General features: G+C 58.7%; 21 protein-coding genes. 17 read left to right on the top strand and 4 right to left on the bottom strand.

The features are described from left to right. Positions 1-49 precede the first annotated feature (49 nt). The 12 genes from ACYQ11_RS04670 (at position 50) to mtaB (ending at position 14,605) form a co-directional block, all read left to right on the top strand. Entirely contained in the window at positions 50-826 is a 777-nt protein-coding gene (locus tag ACYQ11_RS04670; RefSeq protein WP_459922587.1) for a DUF3450 domain-containing protein, read from the top strand. Continuing rightward, complete coding sequence (locus tag ACYQ11_RS04665) at positions 823-2,250, top strand: MotA/TolQ/ExbB proton channel family protein (RefSeq protein ID WP_459922586.1); 1,428 nt, start codon at positions 823-825, stop codon at positions 2,248-2,250. Before ACYQ11_RS04670 ends, ACYQ11_RS04665 begins: the two co-directional genes overlap by 4 nt. Further along, the gene (locus ACYQ11_RS04660) at positions 2,240-2,848 is read left to right on the top strand and encodes a MotA/TolQ/ExbB proton channel family protein (RefSeq protein WP_459922585.1); all 609 of its coding nucleotides are present in this window, start codon (positions 2,240-2,242) and stop codon (positions 2,846-2,848) included. Before ACYQ11_RS04665 ends, ACYQ11_RS04660 begins: the two co-directional genes overlap by 11 nt. A gap of 4 nt (positions 2,849-2,852) precedes the next feature. Then, positions 2,853-3,266 carry an ExbD/TolR family protein gene (locus ACYQ11_RS04655; protein WP_459922584.1) on the top strand — a complete coding sequence of 138 codons (414 nt, stop codon included), beginning with the start codon at positions 2,853-2,855 and terminating at the stop codon, positions 3,264-3,266. 8 nt (positions 3,267-3,274) lie between these two features. Continuing rightward, complete coding sequence (locus ACYQ11_RS04650; protein ID WP_459922583.1) at positions 3,275-3,958, top strand: energy transducer TonB; 684 nt, start codon at positions 3,275-3,277, stop codon at positions 3,956-3,958. A gap of 32 nt (positions 3,959-3,990) precedes the next feature. Then, the gene (locus tag ACYQ11_RS04645; protein ID WP_459922582.1) at positions 3,991-5,193 is read left to right on the top strand and encodes a tetratricopeptide repeat protein; all 1,203 of its coding nucleotides are present in this window, start codon (positions 3,991-3,993) and stop codon (positions 5,191-5,193) included. A 99-nt stretch (positions 5,194-5,292) separates the two neighbouring features. Continuing rightward, entirely contained in the window at positions 5,293-6,213 is a 921-nt protein-coding gene (locus ACYQ11_RS04640; RefSeq protein ID WP_459922581.1) for a metallophosphoesterase, read from the top strand. Positions 6,214-6,458: 245 nt separating this feature from the next. Then, the gene (locus tag ACYQ11_RS04635; protein WP_459922580.1) at positions 6,459-7,853 is read left to right on the top strand and encodes a penicillin-binding transpeptidase domain-containing protein; all 1,395 of its coding nucleotides are present in this window, start codon (positions 6,459-6,461) and stop codon (positions 7,851-7,853) included. An 85-nt stretch (positions 7,854-7,938) separates the two neighbouring features. Further along, a complete protein-coding gene (locus ACYQ11_RS04630; RefSeq protein WP_459922579.1) occupies positions 7,939-11,676 on the top strand; it encodes an SIS domain-containing protein in 3,738 nt (1,245 codons plus the stop codon). A 112-nt stretch (positions 11,677-11,788) separates the two neighbouring features. Further along, the gene (locus ACYQ11_RS04625) at positions 11,789-12,214 is read left to right on the top strand and encodes an NIL domain-containing protein (protein WP_459922578.1); all 426 of its coding nucleotides are present in this window, start codon (positions 11,789-11,791) and stop codon (positions 12,212-12,214) included. Continuing rightward, a complete protein-coding gene (gene mnmA, locus ACYQ11_RS04620; RefSeq protein WP_459922577.1) occupies positions 12,214-13,254 on the top strand; it encodes a tRNA 2-thiouridine(34) synthase MnmA in 1,041 nt (346 codons plus the stop codon). The genes ACYQ11_RS04625 and mnmA overlap by 1 nt, the downstream gene beginning before the upstream one ends. A gap of 19 nt (positions 13,255-13,273) precedes the next feature. Then, positions 13,274-14,605 (top strand): tRNA (N(6)-L-threonylcarbamoyladenosine(37)-C(2))-methylthiotransferase MtaB, encoded by a 1,332-nt coding sequence (gene mtaB / locus ACYQ11_RS04615; RefSeq protein ID WP_459922576.1) that lies wholly within the window; start codon positions 13,274-13,276, stop codon positions 14,603-14,605. A gap of 98 nt (positions 14,606-14,703) precedes the next feature. On the opposite strand, the gene ACYQ11_RS04610 is transcribed toward mtaB, so the two are convergent. Beyond that, positions 14,704-15,360, bottom strand: coding sequence for a choice-of-anchor K domain-containing protein (locus tag ACYQ11_RS04610; RefSeq protein ID WP_459922575.1), 657 nt, complete (start codon positions 15,358-15,360; stop codon positions 14,704-14,706). A gap of 365 nt (positions 15,361-15,725) precedes the next feature. Between ACYQ11_RS04610 and ACYQ11_RS04605 the strand changes: the two genes are divergently transcribed. Then, positions 15,726-16,706 (top strand): helix-turn-helix transcriptional regulator, encoded by a 981-nt coding sequence (locus ACYQ11_RS04605; protein ID WP_459922574.1) that lies wholly within the window; start codon positions 15,726-15,728, stop codon positions 16,704-16,706. A 14-nt stretch (positions 16,707-16,720) separates the two neighbouring features. Here ACYQ11_RS04605 and ACYQ11_RS04600 read toward each other — a convergent pair whose 3' ends face one another. The 3 genes from ACYQ11_RS04600 to ACYQ11_RS04590 all read right to left on the bottom strand — a co-directional run bounded on the left by ACYQ11_RS04600 (position 16,721) and on the right by ACYQ11_RS04590 (position 18,400). Further along, positions 16,721-16,894, bottom strand: coding sequence for a hypothetical protein (locus ACYQ11_RS04600; protein ID WP_459922573.1), 174 nt, complete (start codon positions 16,892-16,894; stop codon positions 16,721-16,723). Between the two features lie 97 nt (positions 16,895-16,991). After that, on the bottom strand, positions 16,992-17,618 hold the full coding sequence (locus ACYQ11_RS04595) for an MBL fold metallo-hydrolase (RefSeq protein WP_459922572.1): 627 nt from the start codon (positions 17,616-17,618) through the stop codon (positions 16,992-16,994). Beyond that, positions 17,615-18,400, bottom strand: a complete 786-nt coding sequence (locus ACYQ11_RS04590; protein WP_459922571.1) for a methyltransferase domain-containing protein — start codon at positions 18,398-18,400, stop codon at positions 17,615-17,617. The genes ACYQ11_RS04595 and ACYQ11_RS04590 overlap by 4 nt, the downstream gene beginning before the upstream one ends. Before the next feature lie 224 nt (positions 18,401-18,624). Between ACYQ11_RS04590 and ACYQ11_RS04585 the strand changes: the two genes are divergently transcribed. The 4 genes from ACYQ11_RS04585 to ACYQ11_RS04570 all read left to right on the top strand — a co-directional run bounded on the left by ACYQ11_RS04585 (position 18,625) and on the right by ACYQ11_RS04570 (position 23,893). After that, positions 18,625-19,128, top strand: a complete 504-nt coding sequence (locus ACYQ11_RS04585; RefSeq protein ID WP_459922570.1) for a cyclic nucleotide-binding domain-containing protein — start codon at positions 18,625-18,627, stop codon at positions 19,126-19,128. Positions 19,129-19,256: 128 nt separating this feature from the next. Further along, positions 19,257-22,079 (top strand): hypothetical protein, encoded by a 2,823-nt coding sequence (locus tag ACYQ11_RS04580; RefSeq protein ID WP_459922569.1) that lies wholly within the window; start codon positions 19,257-19,259, stop codon positions 22,077-22,079. A gap of 52 nt (positions 22,080-22,131) precedes the next feature. Then, positions 22,132-22,854, top strand: a complete 723-nt coding sequence (locus ACYQ11_RS04575; protein WP_459922568.1) for a glycosyltransferase family 25 protein — start codon at positions 22,132-22,134, stop codon at positions 22,852-22,854. Between the two features lie 82 nt (positions 22,855-22,936). Next, positions 22,937-23,893: a UDP-glucuronic acid decarboxylase family protein gene (locus tag ACYQ11_RS04570; protein ID WP_459922567.1), complete on the top strand. Its 957-nt coding sequence runs from the start codon at positions 22,937-22,939 to the stop codon at positions 23,891-23,893. Positions 23,894-23,917: the final 24 nt, after the last annotated feature.

Here is a 23,917-nt window from a genome sequence, read left to right as displayed (position 1 = left end):
CCCCCCGGCCGGCAGGCAGGGGGGCAACACACCAGGAAGGATGATCCCCGTGATCACACGAAAACGCATCATTTCCCGCACCACACCGTTCCTGTGCCTGGCCCTGGTCCTTGTGGCCCATGTCATCCAGGCCCAGGACATCCCGACCCTCCGATCCGAACTCGACCGGGCCATCGACGCTGAAATCAGCGCCCAGAAAAAAGCCGACTCTTGGAGTATGGAAAAACAGCAACTGATCGGGGAAATCCGGCAGCTCAACACCCGCATCGAATGGCTGTCCTATCAGAACACCAAATACGACGCCTACATCAAAACCGAACAGCAGACCCTGGCCGCCCTGGAACGCCGGGACGAAGACATGCAGACCTTAAGACGGGACCTGGAACCCTATCTGGACGACACCCTCTCGCGCCTTTCCGCTTTCATCGACGAGGACCTTTCCTTTCTTCCCGAAGAGCGCCGTCGCCGTCTTGTCTTTCTTAAGGATTCGGTCAACGACTACCATCTGAGCCTGAGTGAAAAACTCAACCGGGTTCTCGAAGCGTTGAACGTGGAGGCCGAATACGGCCGGTCCATCGAGGCCGAAACCCGCACCCTTGCCGTCGACGGCCGCACCGTCGAAGCCGACGTGCTCCGCCTGGGACGTCTGGCCCTTTTTTACCGCGCCCTGAACGGCAGGGAGGTGGGCCGCCTCAATCCTGAAACCGGAACCTTTGAACGGCTCGACGACCGGTTTTCACGGGCCATCCGGGACACGCTCGATATGGCCCGTCAGCAGAAATCCGTTGAACTCGTCGACTTACCCATCGGAGGTGTGACCCCATGACCCGATTGATCATGACCGTTATCATCCTGGGACTCCTCGCCCCGGCCCAGTCCATATACGCCTCGGAACCCGGTACGCCGGGCTTCGGCGAGAGCATCCTCCACGAAAGCCGGATGACCCGCGAGGCGGTCGCACGGACCCTTACCCTGGTCCGGATGGACCGGGAGCAGCTTGAGGCCGAATTCAAACGCTTGTCCGCCGAGATGAAAACCGCCGAAATGCGTTTCGACGAACAAAAAACCATGTTCAAGGCCCTTCTCGACCGGCATTCAGACCTCGAGAAAAAAATCGAAAGCGAAGCGGAAGAAATCAAGAACATCGAGGACGCCGTGTTCAACGGGGCCCAGAAAACCCTGTCCCTGATCGCCGAAAGCCCGATCACGGCGGAATATCCCCAGCGGCTCACCGACATCGATCCCCTGATCACACGGTCCGCCTTCCCCGGCATGGATGCCATACGGAGCCTGGTCGACATCATCTGGACCGAAATGGAGGCCTCCGGAGACATCCACGCCTACACCCATGAACTGATCGGACCGGATTTCAACCGCCGAACCGGAGACATCGTCCGGATCGGTTCCCTGTGCGCCGTTTACCGCCTGGAGAACGGGGACGCCGGTTATCTTCGCCTGGGTGAAGACCTCCGGCTGATGGATGCCGCCGCCGATCTTCCCCGGTCCGTCCGCCGCAAAGTGGCCCGGTTTGTTTCGGGTGCCGCCGATTATCTGCCCGTGGATGTGTCCGGGGGCGGCGTGTTCAAGGTGCTGTCCGGCAGGAAAAGCCTCGGCGAGTGGATCGAGGGGGGCGGTTTTCTCATCTGGCCGATCTTCCTGGTCGGTGCCGTGGCCCTTCTGCTGTGCCTGGAACGCCTGGTTTTCCTGATGCGGATCAGAACCAATTCGGACACCCTCATGACCCGGATCCACGGCATGATCGAAAAGGGCGACTTTCATTCGGCGCGGACCTTCTGCGAGACGAACAACCGTTATCCCACCTGCCGCGTCATCGGGGCCGTGTTCGACCATCTTGGGATGACCCTGGATGTGATGGAAAACGCCATTCAGGAAGCCATCCTCAGGCAGATTCCACGGCTCGAGCGGTTTATCGCCACCCTGGCCGTCCTGGCGGCCATCGCACCGCTGCTCGGCCTTCTGGGCACCGTCACCGGCATGATCAACACCTTCCAGATCATCACCCTGTTCGGCACCGGCGATCCCAAACTGATGTCCGGGGGTATTTCCGAAGCCCTGATCACCACCCAGATCGGACTGGCCGTGGCCATTCCCATCATGCTGGCCCATCATTTTCTCGAACGCCGCGTGGACAATCTTCTGGGCGACATCGAGGAAAAGGGAAACACGATCATCCTGACGCTTCTCAAAAAGGGCGCCATCACACGGGGAGACAACGCCCTTGCTGCCTGATATCGTACCGTCCACCATCGATTACATGAAAAGCGGGGGCGGCGTGATCATCCCGATGATCGCTGTCTCCGTCTGGATGTGGGCCCTGATCCTGATGAAACTCACGGAATTCCGCCGGTGGCGGGCCGTGGAAAAACCGGTCCGTGAATGCCTGGTGAAACAGGAAAAACCCGGTTTTGAGGCCGCCCCCTGGCAGCTGGACATCATGGCGCGTTTCGCCGTATTCCGGGAAGCCGGTATTCCCCCCGGCAAAAAGGAACTGCTCCGTATTCAGCGTATCCATGAAAACGCCATCGGCCGCCACGTGAAAACGATTCTGATCCTGGCCGCCGTTGCCCCGCTTCTGGGCCTTCTGGGGACGGTGGCCGGCATGATCAAGACCTTCGACATCATCGCCCTGTTCGGCAACGCCGATTCCAAAGCCATGGCCTCCGGCATTTCGGAAGCGCTGATCACCACCCAGACCGGCCTGATCGTTTCCGTTCCGGGCCTGGTCCTGGGCAATTTCATTCACCGCAGGTCCGAATGGATCAAGGTCCGAATGAACCGCTTCTGCCTGGGGCTTTTGCGGGAAATCCAACATCCTTCGGGAGAGTAACGCCATGAGTGTCAGTATCGTCCGGAACCGCCGCAAAAGCGGCACGGAACTCAACATGACCCCCCTGATCGACATGATTTTCATTCTCTTGATCTTCTTTCTGGTGACCACCAGTTTCGTCAAGGAATCCGGTGTGGACGTCCAGCGGCCCGTGGCCGAATCGGCCGAAACCCGTGAATCGGCCAATCTGGTGATCGGTATCGACGCCGAGGGCCAGGTCTGGATCCAGGGAAAACACATCGATGTCAGGTCCGTACGGCCCCGCATGAGGCAGTATATTCTTGAAACTCCCAAAGGATCGGTGGTCATCGCGGCGGACAAGATGAGCACCACCGACACCCTGATTCAGGTGCTCGATGCCTGCCGTCTGGCCGGTGTGGGCAACATCAGCATCGCCGCCCGGCAACCCAGGCACTGAGAGGATTTATGAGCCTTTCCTTATTGCTGGATGGACGCCTCCGGCCCCTGGCCCGCCCGGTTCTCATCGTGCTGTCGACCCTTGCGATCAACCTTGTGCTGTTCGCCCTGATCCCGTTTCTGGCTGAAACGGAAAAAAGCATCCGTGATCCGGGTGATCCGGCCACCGTGGTGACCATGGAGAAACCCCGGCTGATCGACGAGCCCGAACAGGCCCGCAAACAAGCCAAACCCGACGATGAGGAGATCCGGCGCCTGCCCGATGAGGCCGCCCTCAGTGACCGGGACCAGCCCCCGCCGCCCATGCCGGATCTTGACCTCGACACCCCGGACTTCGATGTGGCCGGCGGCAAGGGCCCCGGCATGGCGGTGGTGGCCCCACCCCGCATGGCCGGTCTCGATTCGGTGTTTCACCTGAACGAACTGGACAAAAAACCCAGACTGGTCAGCCAGATCGAACCGGTGTATCCCCACGACGCCCGGAGAAAGGGGATCGAGGGCAAGGTGGTCGTCCAGTTCGTGGTCACCCGAAACGGCCAGGTGACCGATATCCGTGTGGTCGACGCCACTCCGCCGGGGATCTTTGACCAGAAGGCCGTGGACGCGGTGGGCAAATGGCGCTTCGAACCCGGAACATACCGGGGGAATCCGGTGGACAGCCGGGTCACCCTGCCCATCCGGTTTGAATTGTAGCAAGACGCATAATCAAAAGGAGGACACGATCCATGCCGTCGATTGTCATAAAACTCACACACCTGATGCCGGTGCTGCTGATGGGGGTGCTGCTCTCCCAGAATGTTGCATCCGCCGGAGACCCCCTGCCCCGCATGGCGAAAAACGCCCTGTTCCTGGCCCAACAGTCCCTGGATGCCGGACAGACCGATAAAGCCCTGTCGGCCCTTGACGGTTACCTGAACGATCAGTCGGCTCACCCTCCGGAAATCTTCCTGATGAAAGGGTATGTCCTGATGGTCCAGGACCATCCGGAGCAGGCCCTTTCAACCTACACCCAGGGGCTGACCCGACATCCGGGGCACGTGGACCTGACGGTCAGTGCCGCCGTGGCCGCTTACCGGGCCGGGCGATTCGACGAGGCGGGCCGATGGTTTTCCCTCGCCCATGGGCTGAAGCGGCAATCCGGCATGCAGCCGGAGCCGGGTCTGCTGTTCCAGGCGGCATCGGCATACTGGCAGGCCGAAAACCTTCCCCTGGCTGAAAAAACCCTGACGATGCTGATTACGGAAAGCCCCTCGCCCCGTGTCGAATGGCTGACCCTTCTGGCCCATGTCCAGATCCGATCGAAAAAACTCGACGATGCGAAAAAAACCGTAACCCGCCTGCTCGAACACCAGCCGGACAAAGGGGACAACTGGCGCCTGATGGCCCAGATCCACATGGACCTCAACCAGTTCGAACAGGCGGCGGCGGCCCTGGATATCGCCGGACACATCGGCCCCCAGGATACCCGGGACTGGGAGAACCTGGCCGATCTTTACCGTTATATCCATGCACCGCTCAAAGCGGCGGACTGTCTGAAAAAAGCGTACAGCGGGACCGTGACACCCGAGAGGCTCACCATTCTGGCCGATCTCTACGCCAGGGCACTTCGCTACGACGAGGCCGTATCCCTGATCCAGACGGCCATCGACCAGGCTCCCGGCATCGACCTTTTTTTGAAAAAGGGCCAGTACCTTTACCAGGCCCGGCGTGTGGAAGAAGCATCCCGGGCCTTCGAGCAGGTGCTTCGCCGTGACCCGGAACACGGCAAGGCCAATCTGATGGCCGGGTTCTGCGCCATGGATCTCAAGCACTGGAAGCAGGCCAAACGGTCCTTTGCCAGGGCGGCCCGCAGCCGTGATGTCAAAACCTGGGCCCAGGGAAGCCTGGCCGTGGTCGACGAACTGATCGCCAGCCAGGCCGGAAGCTGATCCCAACCTGCCTCTGACTTCAAAGGAGTGATGATGAAATCGTTCATCTGTCGTTTTGTCCTTCTCGTTTTCCTGCTTACCCCGTGTGGGTCCGTCCCTGTGGCAACCGCCCTTACAGGCACCTCTCCGGCGCCTGTGGACGCAGCTGAGTTCGAGGCCCTGGGCCACCTGAAAAACTCCCTGACCTACATGATCGTCAGCGATCTGGGTCGCAACGGGTACTATGACCAGAAACCCGTGGCAGAGATGATGGGACAGGTGGCGGCCCTCACCGATCCGGAATTCATCGCCGCCCTGGGTGACGTTCATCATTTCATGGGAGTCCGGTCCATCCATGATCCCCTGTGGATGACCAATTTCGAAACGATCTACAGCCACCCCGAGCTGATGATTCCCTGGTACCCGGTTCTGGGCAATCATGAAAGCAAGGGAAACACCCGGGCCGTCATCGATTACTCAACCGTCAGCATGCGGTGGCAGATGCCCGGACGGTATTATGCCAAAACCTTCCGGATCGATCATGACGCCTCGCTCCTTCTGGTCTTCATCGACACCACCCCCCTCATCGACAAATACCGTGACGACCCGGACTACGGCGACACAGGCGAGCAGTCCATCACCCGCCAGCTGGCCTTTATCGACGAGACCCTTTCGGCCGCCCCGTCCGCATGGAAAATCGTCATGGGTCATCATCCGGTCCATGGGGGAACGACCAAGGCCTTGTCCGAACGTCTGGACCTTCAGCAGCGGCTCCAGCCGTTGCTCGACCGGCACGCCGTCGATCTTTATGTCGGAGGCCACATCCACAATTTTCAGCATCTCAGGGTCCCTGACTCCGACGTGGACTATCTGGTCAACGCCTCGGCGGCGGAGTTCCGCCCCATGGTGCCCGAAGACGGCCAGGTCTTTGCCGGGGCCGCCTCGGGTTTTTCCCTGTGCACGGTGACGGCCGAGGACCTGACGGTCCGGCTTATCGACCGGAACGGACGCATCGTTCATCGTATCACACGGAAAAAATAACCCTGCCCGGAAGAATTTCCGCCACGTTGTTCAGACGAGCCGACGACCCATGACGACCTGCCCCGTCCCTCCGACCGGGGGCAGGTCTACCCCCAAAACGCTGAAACGCATGATTTTTATTGACTTTCCATAATATATGGTCCATAAATGCAGTAATTTCGGGCTCCGGTTCAACTCGTTTTTTAAGCAATATTTCCAAACGCTTAGTTTTTAATATTAACTGATATTATTCGATATTATACGCGATGGGCTTTCGTGAATCACAGAGCTGGCGGTCCCTGCAGCGGGACATGAGAAAGCAGGAGGCCCGGCAACGGCTGCTCCAGCGCCTTCCCCGGCTGATGGGTTTTGCCGCCGTCATGGTGGCCGTTTTGTACGGCCTGGCCCTGGGCGTCCAGGCCCTGGGCTCGCTCCGGGGCATGGAGCCCGTCCCCGCCCCTGTCCCGGAAGATCCCACCATCAGCAAAAACGAGGTCCGTGACCTGATCCGGACTCGCCCCCTTTCCAACATCCGGGACAAAAGCTTCGAATTGACCTCAGGCGACACCGTCCTCCATATCGATACCTCCATCGACACCGATCTCCAGAACTTCATTCTCGACCAGTTCGAACGGGCCCGGAAACGCACCCGGGGCAAACCCCGCTACGTGGCCATCGTGGCCATGGACCCCGCCACCGGCAAAATCCTGTCCATGGCCGGGTTCGATTCCGGCAACGAGGCCGTTGACCCCTGCCTCTCCACCGGCTACCCGGCGGCCAGCATCTTCAAGATCGTCACGGCGGCGGCGGCCGTGGAGGAATGCGGAATCACCCCACAGTCCCGCATGAAATTCAACGGCGACAAATACACCCTCTACCGTCGGCAACTCAAGGAAAGCACCAACCGATACACCAACAAGATCAGCTTCGCCGACTCCTTCGCCCAGTCGGTCAACCCCGTGTTCGGCAAACTGGGCTCCATCCAACTCGGCAAGGACGGTCTTGAAAAATACGCCCTGGCCTTCGGCTTCAACCGCCCCATCGACTTCGAAGCGCCCCTGCCCCAGAGTGCCGTCAGCCTGACCGACGACCCTTACCAGTGGGCGGAAATCGCCTGCGGATTCAACCGAAACACCCTGATATCGCCCCTTCACGGTGCCCTGCTTTCGGGGGCCATCCTCAACGAAGGACGTCTGATCTCACCGACCATCATCGATCAGATCACCGATGAAACGGGCAAGGTGGTCTATCAGGGCTCGGCCCAGCCGCTCAATCGCGCCGTCCGATCGGAAACCACCGATGTGCTCAAAACCCTCATGGCCACCACCATCAGTCGGGGAACAGGCAGCAAGAGTTTCCGGGGCTACCGCAAGGATCCGGTTCTGTGCAGACTGACCATCGGCGGTAAAACAGGGTCGATCTTCAGCAAGGACCGTGAAGTTCGCCTCGACTGGTTCGTGGGCTTTGCCGAGGAAAAAGACGGGGGGGAACAACTGGCCCTGTCCGTTCTGGTTGGCCATGAAAAGTACATCGGAACCAAGGCCTGCAACTACGCCCGCATGGTCATGAAACGCTATTTCGGAAACCGGTTTGCCAAAAACGACACCAAGCAACTCCTGGCCCGGCACGATCAGGAGCCGCCGTCATACAAAACCCGTTAAACCATGCCTTGGGGCCGCGATGCGGCCTTAAACCCGACAGCCGGAGTACCCTTTCGGTTCAACCCACAAGGATATCGATTCCATCATGACATCACACATACCTGTTTGTCAGAACCTCATCGAACGCGTCACCCGTTTTTTCAATCTGCCCCTGTGTCTGGGCAGGCCCCTTCCGAACCGGGACTGCCTTGTCGTTCTGCCCTACCGGCCCCTTTTGCTCCATTGCGGCCTTTCCGGCCTCGTCACCTACCACCGGACGGCACCCCTTGCCCATCCCGTTGACATGACGGCCCTGTCGGCCATGCTGGACGCTGTCGGAAACCATGATTACCCGGCCTGTACCAAACAGGAACTGTCCCTGTCCACCCACTACCTGGGCGGAGAGGACCTGGTCCGGGATTTCCGGGAAGCCGCCCGGGAACTCAACCGGGATGAGGCCTTTACGGCCCTGTTTTTCGATGACGCCCTCTCGTCGGCCCTGGGAGCCCTGGCCGAACGGCTGGACACCCTGATCAGCGCCGAAAGGCAGGCCATGGAGCGCCATGCCGGCATCCTGGCCCCGTCGGATGCGGACATCCTTGCCGACCGCATTGAATGCCTTCTGGACAGTCACTGGTGCCTCAAACAGGAGATCGGCGCCAACCTCACCAAGGTCCGTGACCTGATCCAGCCGGTACACGGCAAGATCTCCGAGTCGAGCGTCCGGATATTCAAAAAAATCAACACGGTCTTGAACGCCATCGACCGCCTGGAGGTCCGGGGGCGGGATTCGGCGGGCATTTCCCTGCTGTTCACCCTGACCAAAGATGAATTCGAGGCCTACCGCCGCAGACTGATCGACGGCGCCCTCTACGGCCAGCTCAAGGCCCGGACCAATCGTGATGTCCTTCTGAACAACGGCATCAGCATCGCCGATTCGGCCGACGGCAGCCATGTCACCATCACCTTCGCCTACAAGGTGGCCGCCGAAATCGGAAGCCTAGGAGACAATGTCCATTTCCTGCGCCGTCGCATCGCCGGAGACACCATGCTCCAGACCCTTTCGGGCTGCCCCGTGACGAATCATACGGTATCGGCTCACACCCGATGGGCCTCGGTGGGCGCCATCACCGAAGCCAACTGTCACCCCGTGGACAACGAAACCACCGGCTGCCGCACGGAAAAAAGCGGGATCATCCACGTCTGTCTCAACGGAGACATCGACAACTACCGCAAACTCAAGGACGAATACGAAGACCGCTACGACAAGCTCCAGGCCGAAATCACCACGGATACCAAGATCATCCCCATGCAGATCGAGCGGTACCTGAAAAGCGGGCTTCCCGTCAAAGACGCCTTTTTAAAGGCCCTCAACGACTTCGAAGGGTCCCATGCCATCGCCATGCACACGGACCTCGCCCCGGGAAAACTCTTTCTGGCCCAGCGGGGCAGCGGCCAGGCCGTGTTCGTGGGTCTTGCCAAGGACCATTTCATTTCCGCCTCGGAAGTTTACGGTTTCGTCGAGGAAACGCCTTTTTTCATCAAAATGGACGGTGAAAAGATCGTCGACGGCGTCAACGGAAAAACCCAGGGCCAGGTGTTCATCCTCGACCAGAACGCCCATGACGACACGTCCCTGGTGTCCGGCATCGAGGCCATGTACTACGACGGCACCCCCATCGACCTCACCGATGCCGATGTCAAAACCACCCAGATCACCTCCCGGGACATCGACCGCCAGGATTTCCCCCACTATTTTCTCAAGGAAATCAGCGAATCACCGCTGTCTGTGGAAAAAACCATCCGCAACCGCTGGAAAATCAAACAAGACGGCGACACGGAACGCTATGTGACCAGCCTGGGCGAGACCGTGGTGCCGCCGTCCATCGTCTCGGCCTTCAGGGAAAACCGGATCCGCCGTGTCTTCCTGGTGGGCCAGGGTACGGCCGGCGTGGCGGCCCTGGCCTGCGCGGGCATCATGAACCACTACATCCACGATCCCGCCGTCCAGATCACCGCACTCAAGGCTTCGGAATTTTCCGGGTTCATGATGAAAGACCAGGACGGGCCGACCAGCATGGAAGACACCCTGGTCATCGCCATCAGCCAGTCCGGCACCACCACGGACACCAACCTGGCCGTGGACATGGTCCGGGAACGGGGCGCCCACACCCTGGCCATCGTCAACCGGCGGGATTCGGACCTGACCTTCAAGGTAAAGGGGGTGATCTACACCAGCAGCGGAAGGGACATCGAAATGTCCGTGGCCTCGACCAAGGCCTTCTATTCACAAATCGTGGCCGGATCCCTCTTAAGTCTCCACATCGCCGCCCTGACCGGCAAGCGGGACGAGGCCTTCGTGTCCGATGAAATCGCCCACATCCTCACCCTGCCCCGGATCATGAAACAGGTGCTTTCGCTCCGGGAGCAGATCCGGGAATCGGCGCTCACCTACGCCGTTCAAAAAACTTACTGGGCCGCCGTGGGAAGCGGTGCCAACAAGGCCTCGTCCGACGAGATCCGCATCAAGCTCAGCGAACTGTGCTACAAAACCATTTCGTCTGATTTCGTCGAAGACAAAAAACACATCGATCTCTCGTCGGAACCCCTGATCATCGTCTGCGCGGCGGGAACCCGGGAAAGCGTGCTCGGAGACATCATCAAGGACACGGCGATCTTCCACGCCCACAAGGCGCTGCCCATCGTTATCACAAGCGAGGGCGAGACGCGGTTCGACGCCTACGCCAAAAGCGTGTTCCGCGTCCCGGCGGTGCGGGAGCATTTCGCGCCCCTGGTCAACACCCTGGCCGGTCACATCTGGGGATACTACGCGGCCCTTGCCATCAACGAGGGGTCCCGGTTCATGTTCACCCAGCGCGAGGAACTGGCCGCCATCATCGACGATTACGCCCAGAAGGGCCTCAACGTTTACGAGGTCTTTCTCGAGAACAAGTTCAGGGAGAAAATCACCAGCTTCTACAACGAATTCCGGCGCCGCCGCCGGGAAAAGACCCTGCCCGCCGTCATCGGATTCAACACGGCCTCGGATTTGACCCTGATCCTCAAATACCTGTCCGGCAAACTGCCGGTGTCGGACTTCGAAACCGACTTCGCCATCAAGGGCACGCCGCTCAACATGTTAGACGCCCTGTTCGAGTGCATGAACGAATCCATCAACAGCATGGCAAGGCCCATCGACGCCATCAAACACCAGGCCAAGACCGTCACCGTCGGCACCAGCCGCATCAGCGAAAAGGTCGAAGGGCTCCTGTTCGAAACCCTGAACCGCCTGGGCGTGGCCCTGTCCCAGCTGACCAGCTCGAACATCCTGGTGCTGCGCAACCTCCAGGGCGTCATTGCGGGCATCGCCGGCCTGGTCATGTACAAGATCAACAACCTGAGCCTTTTGGGGCAGGCCGGTCCCCAGACCACCATCGACGTGATCCGGAAGGAAGGGGTTTTTAAAACCATCCCCTCACGGGTGGAAACGGACCACCGGCTCAAGGGAACCAAGAGCATCATCGTGCGCGAAGGAAACGTCTTTATCGGCAAAGGGCTCAAGGACGAGCGGAACATCCTGTCCATTCCCATCATGTCGAAAACTGCCAGTGTCATCGAATACATCCTGTCGGTCAACGTGACCTTCAAGGAAGAGCGGCTCCCCCTGTTCACCAAGGTCAAGGCCCTGGGCGGCAAGCACGAGCGCATCCGGAACATCGTCCAGGAAGGCGGCGTCAACTGGGACGACAAACACCTGGAGCTGCTCAGGATGGACGACCTGTTCGGCCTGTCCGCCGAAAAGATCGGCGAGCGGATCATCCGGGCCGCCAACGGGGATCGATGAAGCGTAACACAGATATCGGACGTTTTACGAAGCCGTCACGATTGACAGGGCCGGGTATTAGGGATAAAGTGCTTTTTTTAGCCCAACCCCTATACCGGCTGGAGGTTTTTCTGTGTATTCAAGAATTTTAATGCTCCGTTTCCCCAAGGAAACCATCAGTGACCCGGTGGTCTGCTATCTGGCCAAGGACTTCAACCTGACCTTTGCCATCCAGCATGCCAGCATTTTTCCCCGCCAGGAAGGGGTGATGGTCCTTGAACTGTCGGGCACCAAATCGAACTTCAAAAAAGGCGTAGACTTTCTCAAAAGCCGGGGCGTCAAGGTCCAGAACGCGGCCCAGGAGGTGATCCGCGTGATGGAGAACTGCACCCAGTGCGGGGCCTGTACGGCGGTCTGCCCCACCGGGGCTCTGTGGATCAAGCGTCCTGAAATGAGCGTGGAATTTGATCAGAAAAAATGCAACGCCTGCGAACTGTGCGTGCTCACCTGTCCGACCCGGGCGATGAAGGTCAATCCCAAGGACGAACAGTTTTTCTGATGAGTACGCGTGTGGCCGTCGCCGTCAGCGGCGGCATTGATTCCCTGTTTTCAGCCCACCTTCTGATCCGCGAGGGATACCGGGTCACCGGCATCCATTTTGTCACCGGTTACGGTGCCCTTGCCCGACCCGACGAAGCCCGGGCCGCCATGGCCCGCATTGCCGACCAGCTCGATATTCCCATCCATGTGATCGATCTGTCCGACACCTTTGAGCAACACGTGGTCAACTATTTTGTCGATGAATACCGGAAAGGCCGAACCCCCAACCCCTGCCTGCGCTGCAACCCCCGGATCAAATTCGGCGTGCTGCTCGAGGCCGCAGGGAACCTGGGCATCGGCCGAATTGCCACGGGTCATTATGTGCGGACCCGGACTGACGCCGATCAGACGGTCCATCTTCACCGGGGGCTGGACCCCGCCAAGGACCAGGCCTATTTTCTGGCTTTTCTGAATCAGGAACAATTGAAACGCGCCCTCTTCCCCCTGGGGGAAACCAGCAAGGACGACATCCGCCGTGAAGCAGAGGCCATGGGGCTTGCCCCCGTATCCGCCAAAGAGAGCCAGGATATCTGCTTCATTACCGGAGATTACAAGGAATTTCTATCCTCCCGACCCGGTTTCGCGGCATCTCCCGGCCCCATTGTCACCGTGGACGGGAAAACCATCGGACGGCATCAGGGATTATCCGGCTTCACCATCGGCCAGCGGCGGGGCATCAACTGCCCGGCGGCGTATCCCTATTATGTGACCGGCCTTGACACGGAGTCCTGCACCCTGATCGTGGGCCCCAAAGAAGCGTTGTTCCGCGATCACTGCCGTGTGACGGACGTGACGTTCATCGGCCGCACCCCCTCGTTCCCGGCCGACCTGACCGTCCGGATCCGGTATGCCCATCCCGGAACCGCAGCCACCCTGACGGCTGACGGCCCCTCCGCCGTGATCGTCCGTTTTCACGAACCGGTGATGTCCGTCACCCCTGGCCAGGGGGCGGTGTTCTACGACGGAGACGAGGTGCTGGGCGGAGGATGGATTGCGTGAGGCCCTCAAGGAGTTTGCCATGACCACCTTCATGATCACCACCCTGGGCTGCAAGGTCAACCAGTTCGAAACGGAAGCCATCGGCCTGGCCCTCTCCCGCAAGGGCTGGACCCGCACCGGCAAGGGCCGGGAGGCCGATGTCTGCATCATCAACACCTGCACGGTCACCGGCAAGGCCTCCATGCAGTCTCGCCAGACCATCCGGAACATCATCCGAAACTGTCCCCGGGCCCGGATCATCGTCACCGGCTGCTACGCCCAGACCGAAGCCTCAGAGATCAGCAAAATCGAGGGCGTCCACCGCATCATCAGCCACCGGGAAAAGCACCTGATTCCCGACCTGATCCTCGCAGACATGGACGCCGCATCGCCCCATTCCAGACTCCTGGTCTCGGCGGACTGCGACACGAGCTGCAAGGAGACGCGGTTTTCGGCCATCGACGTAACGGTGGCCGGAAGCAGGACCCGGCCCTTTCTGAAAATCCAGGACGGCTGCAACGCCTTCTGCACCTACTGCATCGTTCCCCATACCCGGGGACGGAGTCGGAGCATGGAACCGGACGAGGCGGTAAGACGTCTCCACGACCTGGGGCGGGCCGGTTACAAGGAAGCGGTCCTGACCGGCATCCACATCGGCCACTGGGGGCTTGATCTTTCCCCGGCACAGACCTTCGCCGACCTGCTCCGGCGCATCGAGACCGAGCGCCCCCTTCCCCGAATCCGGATCGGCTCCATCGAACCTGCGGAAATCAGCGACGAGATCATCGACCTTCTCGCCGCCTCGGATCTTTTCTGCCCCCACGTCCACATTCCCCTTCAAAGCGGCGACGACACCATTCTTAAACGCATGCACCGGCCCTACGACCGGGAGCTGTTCCGGGACCGGGTCACGGCCATCACCACCCGGATTCCCCATGCGGCCATCGGGGTGGACACCCTCATCGGCTTTCCCGGCGAAACGGAGCAGGCCTTCGCCAACACGTACGATCTGATCGATTCCCTTTCGATCATGTACCTGCACGTCTTTCCCTTTTCACCCCGTCCCCGGACCCCGGCGGCTTCCTTTCCCGATCCGGTACCCGCAGACATCGTCAAACAGCGGACCGAACGGCTCCGGGCCCTGGGCGTCGCCAAGAAACAGGCCTTTCTCGAATCATTGGCCGGGACCCGCTCTGAGGTGCTCATCGAAACCCGGCGGGACCGGAAAAGCGGCCGGCTCAAAGGCCTCACCGGCAACTACGCCACCGTGTTCATCGACGGCCCGGACAATTTATTCAACACGCTTCAGACGGTAGAGCTCGACGGGGTCCGGGACGAAGGTCTGACGGGGCATCTGATAAAAAGCGTTTAACCGAATCATGAGTGCATAAAAAAACGGTAACCCCCTTAACCGAAGATTACCGTTTTCAATACTGATAACTGCCGCGCTTAAAAATCTAAGCAGGACCGTTAGTTTTTTCGTTTCTTTCGTCCGAAACCCACAAGGCCCAAAAGCCCTGAGCCCAAAAGCAGCATGGTTGCAGGCTCGGGCACCGGAGCTGCATCGGGAATATCCGACGTGATTCGGGCATAAATGCCGGCGAACGCCATGCCGCCTTCGGGACTGCTGAAATCCTGACGGATCGTTTCGCCAAAATCATCTGAAAAGCCCAGCAATTCCAGGGTGTAATCAATACCGTCGTAGGTAAAAACAGTGTTTGAAAATGAATTGATGGTGGACACGAAATCACCGTCTTCCACGGGATTTCCGGTCGTGTTCGGCGTATTGGTGATACTGAAATCAAACAGGAACTCATTGTCCATGCTGGTAGGATCGGTGATCCTCAAGGTCAGATCCAGGGTGACGCCTGTGATGCCGGTGGAATTTGTCGTGCTGCCGTTGCGGTATGAAAACTGACCCACGCTAAAATAATCGCCGGTGTCCGAATCCGTTGTCCAACCGGCCTCTCCGGGATCACTTCCCACACCGTCAAAGGAAAACTGATTGTCAAAATCCGTGGTTGCAGGAATACCCCAGTTAAACCGTGCCGTACCGCCGTTATCATTATTGGAGACACTATATCTGTCGCTTTCATCGTTTGAGCTGACATCGGTCCATTCGCCCATTGCCGTTCCTGAAAAAACAATCGCGTTTGCCGTACCGTGACCGATCATAACGGCCCCTGCAATGATTAAAAAAAATAAAAAATGCTTCATCTGCGTTTACTCCTTCCTGTTTTTGTGATTATTGAATTTCGTTCATACCGGCATTGCCGACTTGAGGCTTTGCAATTAACATGCCGTGAAATGCCACAAATCAATTTAAATATCATTCGTTTTTTCAAATAGTTAAAAAATAACCACATCTCCGTCCACACAACACCGTGTAATCATCCCGACCAACTGTGTATTGCATTTCACATTTTTCTGGACCTGACCGTAGAGGCGCATTACACTGGCGGACATCACACATCCATTCGAGGAGCGAGAATATGGCGCGAGGCGATCAGTTGGGACGTCAGTGGAAGGTCATCCAGACCCTGATGACGGCCCATCAGGGAAAAACGGTCAACGAACTGGTCGAGGAATTGGAGCTGGACTGCCACCCGAGAACCGTATACCGGGATCTGGAGGCTCTCCAGGCGGGGGGATTCCCCATTTATTTCGAAACGGTGGACGGCCGGAATGTGTGGACCATCATGGATTCGGCCCGGGGTAACATGCCCATTCCCATGACCCTCACCGAGCTAATGTCCCTTTATCTGGCCCGGGACATGCTCAAGGTGCTCAAACACACGGTGTTCTACAGTTCGCTGAAATCCCTGTTCCACAAAATCAAGACCTCCCTGCCCGATGAACTGCTCGGCTACCTGAGCGACCTGGAAGCCAACGTTCAGATCGGTCACCGGCCTTATAAGGAACAGGGGGGCCTTACGGAAACCCTGGACATCATCAACGGGGCCCTGAACAGCCGGCACTATCTATCCATCTCCTACCACACCATGAGCCGGAATTCCCGAAGCACCCGGATCGTGGCGCCTTACACCATATGGTTTTTCGACGACTCCTTTTACCTGATCGCTTACTGCACGGTGCGCAAGGCCGTGCGGATCTTCGCGGTGGACCGGATCAGCCGTCCGGAGGTCACCGAAGAGACCTTCGAAAAACCCGACGACTTCACCGCCGAAGAATTCATGAAAGCCAGCTTCGGGGTGTTCAAGGGCGACGTGCTGCGGGTCAAAGTCCGCTTCGCGCCCGAGGTGGCCGGGTACATCCGGGAGAAAAAGTGGCACGAAAGCCAGCGCATCACCGACAACCCGGACGGCTCCATTTTGTTCGAAGCCGAGGTCGAAGGCAGCGACGAAATCCGGTTCTGGCTCCTCAGCTGGGGCGCCGGGGCCGACGTCCTCGAGCCCGAGTCTCTCAGGCGTTCCATTCATGAGGAAGCCAAAAAAATTCTTGGTCCGGCCTGAAACCCCGGCCTGCCTCAGGCCATGGCGTTATGGAAATACTCCATGGCCTCCTCGACGGTATCGAACAGAAGCCAGGTCCGTTCCACCGTCTTCCGTCGCGTGATCCGAACCCTCACAATACTGGTGTTGCCGTGGTATTCCAGGTATTCCCGATGGTTGTCGCCGGTCTGATCAAGGGATCGTGTCATGGTCGTCCTCCCGTGCTGTTGAGGTTGATGTTGACGCCAGATTAACACGGGGGTTTGACAGATCCGGTCAAAGGGGTTTGATTTTTTCGAGCATCCCTTATTTTTTTTCGGGGATCACCACACGGATCTTTCCCCTGAGGCCGTCTCTGAACACTTCGGCGTCCGAGGCCTCTCCCACCAGGGTTCCGTAATGCATGGGAACGGCCACGGAGGGTTTGATCAGAAGGGCCGCATCCACCGCCTCCTGCGCGGTCATCACGTAGGTGCCGGACACGGGCAGAAGGGCGATGTCTGCCCGGATCGCCTTCATCTCAGGGATCAGATCCGAATCGCCGGTGTGATAGATCCGCTCGCCGCGAATATCGATGACAAAACCGAGCCAGCCGTTTTTTTTCGGATGAAAGGTCTTGCCGATGTTGTAGGCCGGGACCGCCTCGACGGTCACACCGCAGACGGTCAGCGTGTCACCGGGTGCGACGACACGCACGTCGCCGGAGAGTTTTTTCGCGCCGCTTTTTTCCGTGACGATAACGGTCTCTTTCTTCTGAATTTTCTTCACGTCTTCCGGGGACAGGTGATCGTAATGGCTGTGGGAGATCAAAATCAGGTCCGCCGGCGGGCCGGGCTCGATGCCGTAGGGATCGATATAGATCACCGGGTCTCCAAGAATCCGAAACGACGAATGTCCCAGCCATTCAACGGCGCCAAGCAATGAATCGGTCATGATGTCGGTCCTCCTTGATGGTGTGCGATCACATGGATATAACGGCCCAACCGGACAAAAGGCTCCCGGCGGCCGTGGGTTCTCTCCAGATCGAGAATATCCTCGTAGGTCAGTTTCTTGCGGACCTCGTGGGGCATGGCATCGTAAAACACACGGATGCCGGTCATCCGGTCCACGGAAAAACCGGCCGCCGCAAGGTCATAAAGAACATGGTCCGGCAAAAGGGGGTTCTGGGGCGTCAGGCTGCCCTTCTGCCCGGCGAAACACCCGTCCCTGATTTTTTTCAGGTTGCCCTTGAGGGCGTTGTGAACGATCAGGGCGTTTTGATTGTAGAACATCAACGACAGATGCCCCCCCGGTTTAAGGCAGGCGGCCAGATCACCGATGGCCGACCGGGGATCGGCAAGCCATTCGAGCACCGCATGGGACAGCACCAGATCAAATGACCGGTCCCGGTTGCGTGCCAGATCCTGAAAGGGTCCGTGAACCACGGTCAAGCGGTCGTCGAGCTTTTCCTTTCGAAACCGGGCAACCGCCTCCCGGATCATGACGTTTGAAATATCGCACAAAACGATGCGATGCCCCAAGCGGGCCAACTCCACACCGACCTGGCCCATGCCGCCCCCGGCATCGAGCACGGACAGGGCCTCGGGGCCGTCGATACCGGGCACGGCCGCAAGAAGATCCTCCTTCAACAGATCCATGCGGAGCCGCCCCTTGGGTGACCCGTAAACCCTGGTTTTCAGTCTCTCGGCCAGATCGTCGAAATTTCTGTCGCGCATCGCAGGTCTTTTCCGGTTTTGTCTTCGTTGAAACGGAAAGGCCGAAGCCGCAGGCGTCTGCCTTGGAGGAAAAGCTTTACATCCTCGATCTTTTTCATTATTTTAATACTGTCGTTTCTACCAGTTTTCCCAGTGAAAAACAAGAATGGGCCGAGGTTTATCATGCTCCGTATGTCCGGCCCCGCACCCGTATTCCGATCGAAAGGCATGTGGATCAGACCGATATGGATGTCAAACCAAAGCAGGCCGGCAAAGTCAAACAAACGATCATCGATTTTCTGATCACCATGTCCCTGTTCGATGAACTGACCCCCGTGGAACTGGGCCTTGCGGCCGATTACATGAATTTCTTCGAATTTGAACAGGGCAAGGTTCTGTTCAAGGAAGGGGACCCCGGGGATTACATCTGTTTCGTGGTCGAGGGCGCCGTGGACATCCTCAAACTGTCGGCGACCGGACAGCGGGCCGTCATCGCCACCCTGACCCGGGGCAGCACCATCGGTGAAATGTCGATCATCGACAACATCGCCCGGTCCGCCACGGTCAAAGCCCGGAAAAATTCCACCCTGGTGATCCTGTCCCGCAAGGGGTTCAACACCATCCTCGACAAGCACCCCAAAATCGGCATCAAAATCCTCAAAGGTATCGCCCGCCTGCTCAGCCTGAACATGCGGCGCACCTCCAGCCACCTGGCCGATTACATCGTCCCCGTCGATTCGGGGTCCTGATCGTCTGAAAAAACGCCTTCCACCCCGTCCAACCGCATTTCAGGTTTGAATTTTTCGCCGCCTTTGTGTAGGTATGGTGAACATTGATTATCCTATCGGTCCCTTTACACAAAAAAACCGGAGCCGTCATGAAACGATTCTCCATCGGAGGCCTTGTCCTTGGCACGATCATCCTTCTCTGTCCGGCCCTGTCCCTGGCCCGTTACAACCCCGGCTGGGAATGGCAGACCATCGAAACGGAGCACCACACCCTGTACTATCCCAAGGGATACGAAGCCTTTGCAGCCCGGGTTATGTCCCTTTCAGACGAGGTCTACACCGATGTCTCGGGCTGGCTGGGCGTGTCTCCGGATCGCTGCCCCGTGGTCCTGAATCCTGGAACGGACCTGTTCAACGGCTTTTATTCGCCCTTTCCCAACCGGATTTCCCTGTACGAAACGCCCCATGCCGGCGTCCGGGGGTTCGGCCCCGTCTCCGATGCCATGGACGCGGTGTTCACCCATGAATACGCCCATTTCGCCCACATCACCACCAAACTGGGCTGGTACGGAAAACTGAGCCGATATCTGGGACGTGACAGCGCCATCACCAACATCCTGTCACCGGGCTGGATCATCGAAGGGGTCACCACCAACGCGGAAACCCTCTTTACCGACGGGGGCCGGGGCCGCTGTTCCTATTTCCGGGGGAAAATGCTGTCGATGAGCGAGGACGAGGGGCTGTGGAACCTTTCCGCCGCCGGGATCTATCCCCCCTACCAGCCGCCGGGGGACCGGTTTTACCTGGCCGGGTACCACATGGTCGAGTACCTGACCCGGACTTACGGCGAGGACGCCTTTGCACGGCTCAGCACATACCAGGCCATGCATCCCTTGGGCCTTACCGATGAAGCCCTGCGCCACGTGACCCACAAAAGCGCCGATCTTTTCTATCAGGAATTCCTGTTCGACTACCAGAAACAAGCCCAGGCCTTCAAGGATCTGGCAAACGAGGCGGTCCTCCCCGAAGCCCGGGTCGTCCTGGCCGAGCCTTTGGGAGACATCGAGGCCCATTTCTGGACGGAGGCGGGCAGCCTGATGGCCTACCGGACCGCCTACGATTCGAAAAACGCCTTTGTGGAGATCGATCCCCGGACCTTCGCTGTGCTTCGGACCGTCGAAACGGGTACCATGAATGTCATCAATGGGATCTCACCCGTCAACGGGGGGGCAGGCGTGGTGTACGGGGGCTATTATCCCCGCCTTCTCGGTGAGGGGGATCTGATCGACGCGGACCTGACCGTTCTCGATCTCGCCTCCGGCAAACGCGCCCGGCTCACCCAAAACGCCCACGTGTTTTCCGCCGATCTCAGCCGATCCACCGGACAGTATGTGGCCGCCCGGCGCAACGGCATGTGGACCGATCTGATCGTCGTCGACGATGCGGGAAAAAATATCTTTCCCCTGGTGTCCCAACCCGGCTGGCTGTTTGAAGCCCCGGTCTGGTCTCCGGACGATTCGTCCATCGCCTGCGTTGTGAAAAGCGGCGCCAACGCGGACATCGCCCTGGTCGATCCCCTGACCGGCAAGCTCCGGACCCTGTTCGAACCGGACCGGTTCGAGGACAACGACCCCTGTTTTTCACCCGACGGCACCTTTCTGGTGTTTTCCTCCAACCGGTCGGGCATCTGGAACATCTTCGCCTGGGACATGCTCAAGGAAAAACTTTACCAGCTCACCTCCGTGGACTACGGCGCCACCAGCCCGAAAATCTCACCGGACGGGAAGACCCTGTCCTTTCTGACTCTGCACCGGGGCGTGCGCAGACTCTGCACCCTGCCCTTCGATCCGGTCAAAGGTCAGAAATACTTCGTCAAACCCGGCGGCAAGCCCGCAGATCCCGATCTGGAACGCCTCTGCCCCGCCTTTGCCGGAACACCCAAACCCGTGCCCTACGCCCGGATTCTGACGCCCTTTCTCCATATTCCCTACATCATGTCAAACGAAGACGACACCCAGATCGGCATCTGGGCCCTGGGCGGCGACCCCGTGGGCATGAACAGCTATTCGGCCTTTGTGAACTACGGCCTCGATTCCGAGCACGCGGGCTACGACCTGAGCCTGACCCACCGGTCCTTCCGGCCCGACATCCTGGCCCGGATCTACAACGAGGCCGACGAGATTTCCTATGCCGGGCGGGACTACTGGATCGAGGAACAGGGTGTCGAACTGGCCCTGTCCGCCAACATGATCAACCGGGTGGTGCCCGACGAAATCGTGTCCCGACTGACATCGGGCCTTCGGGTCAAATGGCTGGACAGCCTGACCCGGGGTCTTTCCTTCCATGACGATTTCAACGAGGCCCGGTCCTTTTTCGCCGATCTTGTGGTTCAGCGCAGCCCCGACGCCCCCGAACGGGACATGCTGCCCACCTGGGGCCAGTCGATTATTTTCATGTACGAAAAAACCATGCCTGATCTCGACTCGGAACTGTCCGGTAAAAACGCGATGGTCTCATTCAGCCAGTATTTACCCTCCATCGCTTCCCACCACAACCTGGAAGCCCGCATCGCCGTGCAGAAACAATGGGGGCAACTGGCCTACGACAAGGACTACAGCCTGCCCCGGGGCTACTCGACCAGCGACACCGAAGGCGACCTGTATCTGCCCAAAAACCTGCTTCTGTCCCTGGAATATCACTTCCCCATCCATTTCCCGGACCGGGGCCTGGGGCTCTCCGTTCTCCATGTCAATCTGCTCAAGGGCACGGTGTTCGCCGACTGGGGCGCCGGATGGGACGGGGCATTCAGCGCGGATCATTTTACCGACATAGCCCGCACCGTGGTGGGCGGCTCCTTCCGCGCCAAGACCACCCTCTTTTCCATGCTTCCCCTGGAGCTGGGCCTGGAAGTGGGCTACAAAACCGACGACGAGGAAGCGTTCTCGAACCTGATCGTTCTGTTCGCCTTCTGACCGGCGTGGCGGTCCATCGATTTATTTTTCTAACGACAAGGATTCCAATCTTATGCTTCATATCGACAAGGTGTTCGTACTGCATGTCAAACAGGGATACGAGGATCGGGAACGGTTCATCATCGACCAGTTCAAGAGCTTCGGCATCGATTTCGAATTCATCCTCGATTACGATATCCCGGATCTGACCGACGAGATCATCACCACCCGTTTCGATCCCTGCATGCACAACCAGCCCGTGGCCATGTCCGTCAACATGAAGCATGCAACGGCCTGGCAAAGGCTCATCGACGGCGGACACGCCAATGCCCTGATCTTTGAAGACGATGTGGTTCTTGACAAACGGTTCGAAGAAATTTTCAACCGCTGCATGGAGGAAGTCCGGGGTCTTGGCGAAGATGCCTCCGTCTATTACAGCAACGCCTGCAACATGTATGTGCCGTTTTTCAAAATCAAAAAAGGCAGGCATCTGTACAAAGCCCCCAACTCCCGGGCGGCCGATTCCTATTCGATTTCCCGGACCGTCGCCCAAAAGCGGCTGGATTTCCTGGCGACCCGGCCGTTCACCCGCATCATCGACCACCAGTTCAACCTGATGGACCCGCAAATCGGCGTCACCCCTTTCTGGTGCCATCCGACCATCGTCGAGCAGGGCAGCATGAACGGTCTGTTCGAGTCGGCTATCGATCAGAAACGCAAGGGCAACCTGATGCGAAAGCTGGACTGGTCCCTTCAAAAAATCTATAAAAAATCGTTTCGGCGCCTGTTCCGGTGAAGTATTGAATTATCTGGCCTTCCTCGCGGGTTTATGATACCTGTCGACCAACCATTGACGATTCTTATTCGAGGAGACAATTATGCATAGTCGAAAACGGGTTCTGGTGACCGGCGGCGCCGGCTTTCTGGGATCCTTTCTCTGTGAGAGGCTGCTCAACGACGGCTGCGAAGTGATCTGTGTGGACAATTTCTACACAGGCTCCAAACAGAACATCGTCCACCTTCTGGCCCATCCGTATTTCGAGGTGATCCGTCACGACATCACCTTTCCGCTTTATATCGAGGTGGATGAAATCTATAACCTGGCCTGCCCGGCCTCGCCCATCCACTACCAGAACGACCCGGTCCAGACCACCAAGGTCAACGTTCACGGTGCCATCAACATGCTGGGCCTGGCCAAACGGGTCAAGGCGAAAATCTTCCAGGCGTCCACGTCGGAGGTCTACGGTGACCCGGACGTCCATCCCCAGCCTGAAAGCTACTGGGGCAACGTGAACTGCATCGGCCCACGGTCCTGTTACGACGAGGGAAAACGCTGCGCCGAAACCCTGTTCTTCGACTACCGCCGCCAGCACAACCTGAACATCAAAGTGGCCCGGATTTTCAACACCTACGGCCCGCGCATGCATCCCAACGACGGCCGCGTGGTGTCAAACTTCATCGTCCAGGCCCTGACCGGCAAGCCCATCACCGTCTACGGCGAGGGCTCCCAGACCCGATCCTTCTGCTATGTGGACGACCTGATCGAGGGGTTCGTCCGCCTGATGAACTCGCCCGATACGGTCACCGGACCGGTGAATCTCGGCAATCCCGGCGAATTCACCATCCTTGAGTTGACCCGGCAGATCATCGAGATGACCGGATCATCATCGGAACTGCGTTTCGAGCCCCTGCCCCAGGATGACCCGAAGCAGCGCAAACCCGATATCACCCTGGCCAAAGACCTGCTCGACTGGGAACCCCGGGTGCCCCTCAAGGAGGGCCTGGTGAAAACCATCGAATATTTCGACACCCTGATCCGATCGGGCGGGGCGTGAGCGAGTCTGAAGGCGGTCACGGCG

This window comes from Desulfatiferula olefinivorans (assembly GCF_054657895.1).
This window is presented reverse-complemented; position numbering and strand designations above follow the sequence as displayed.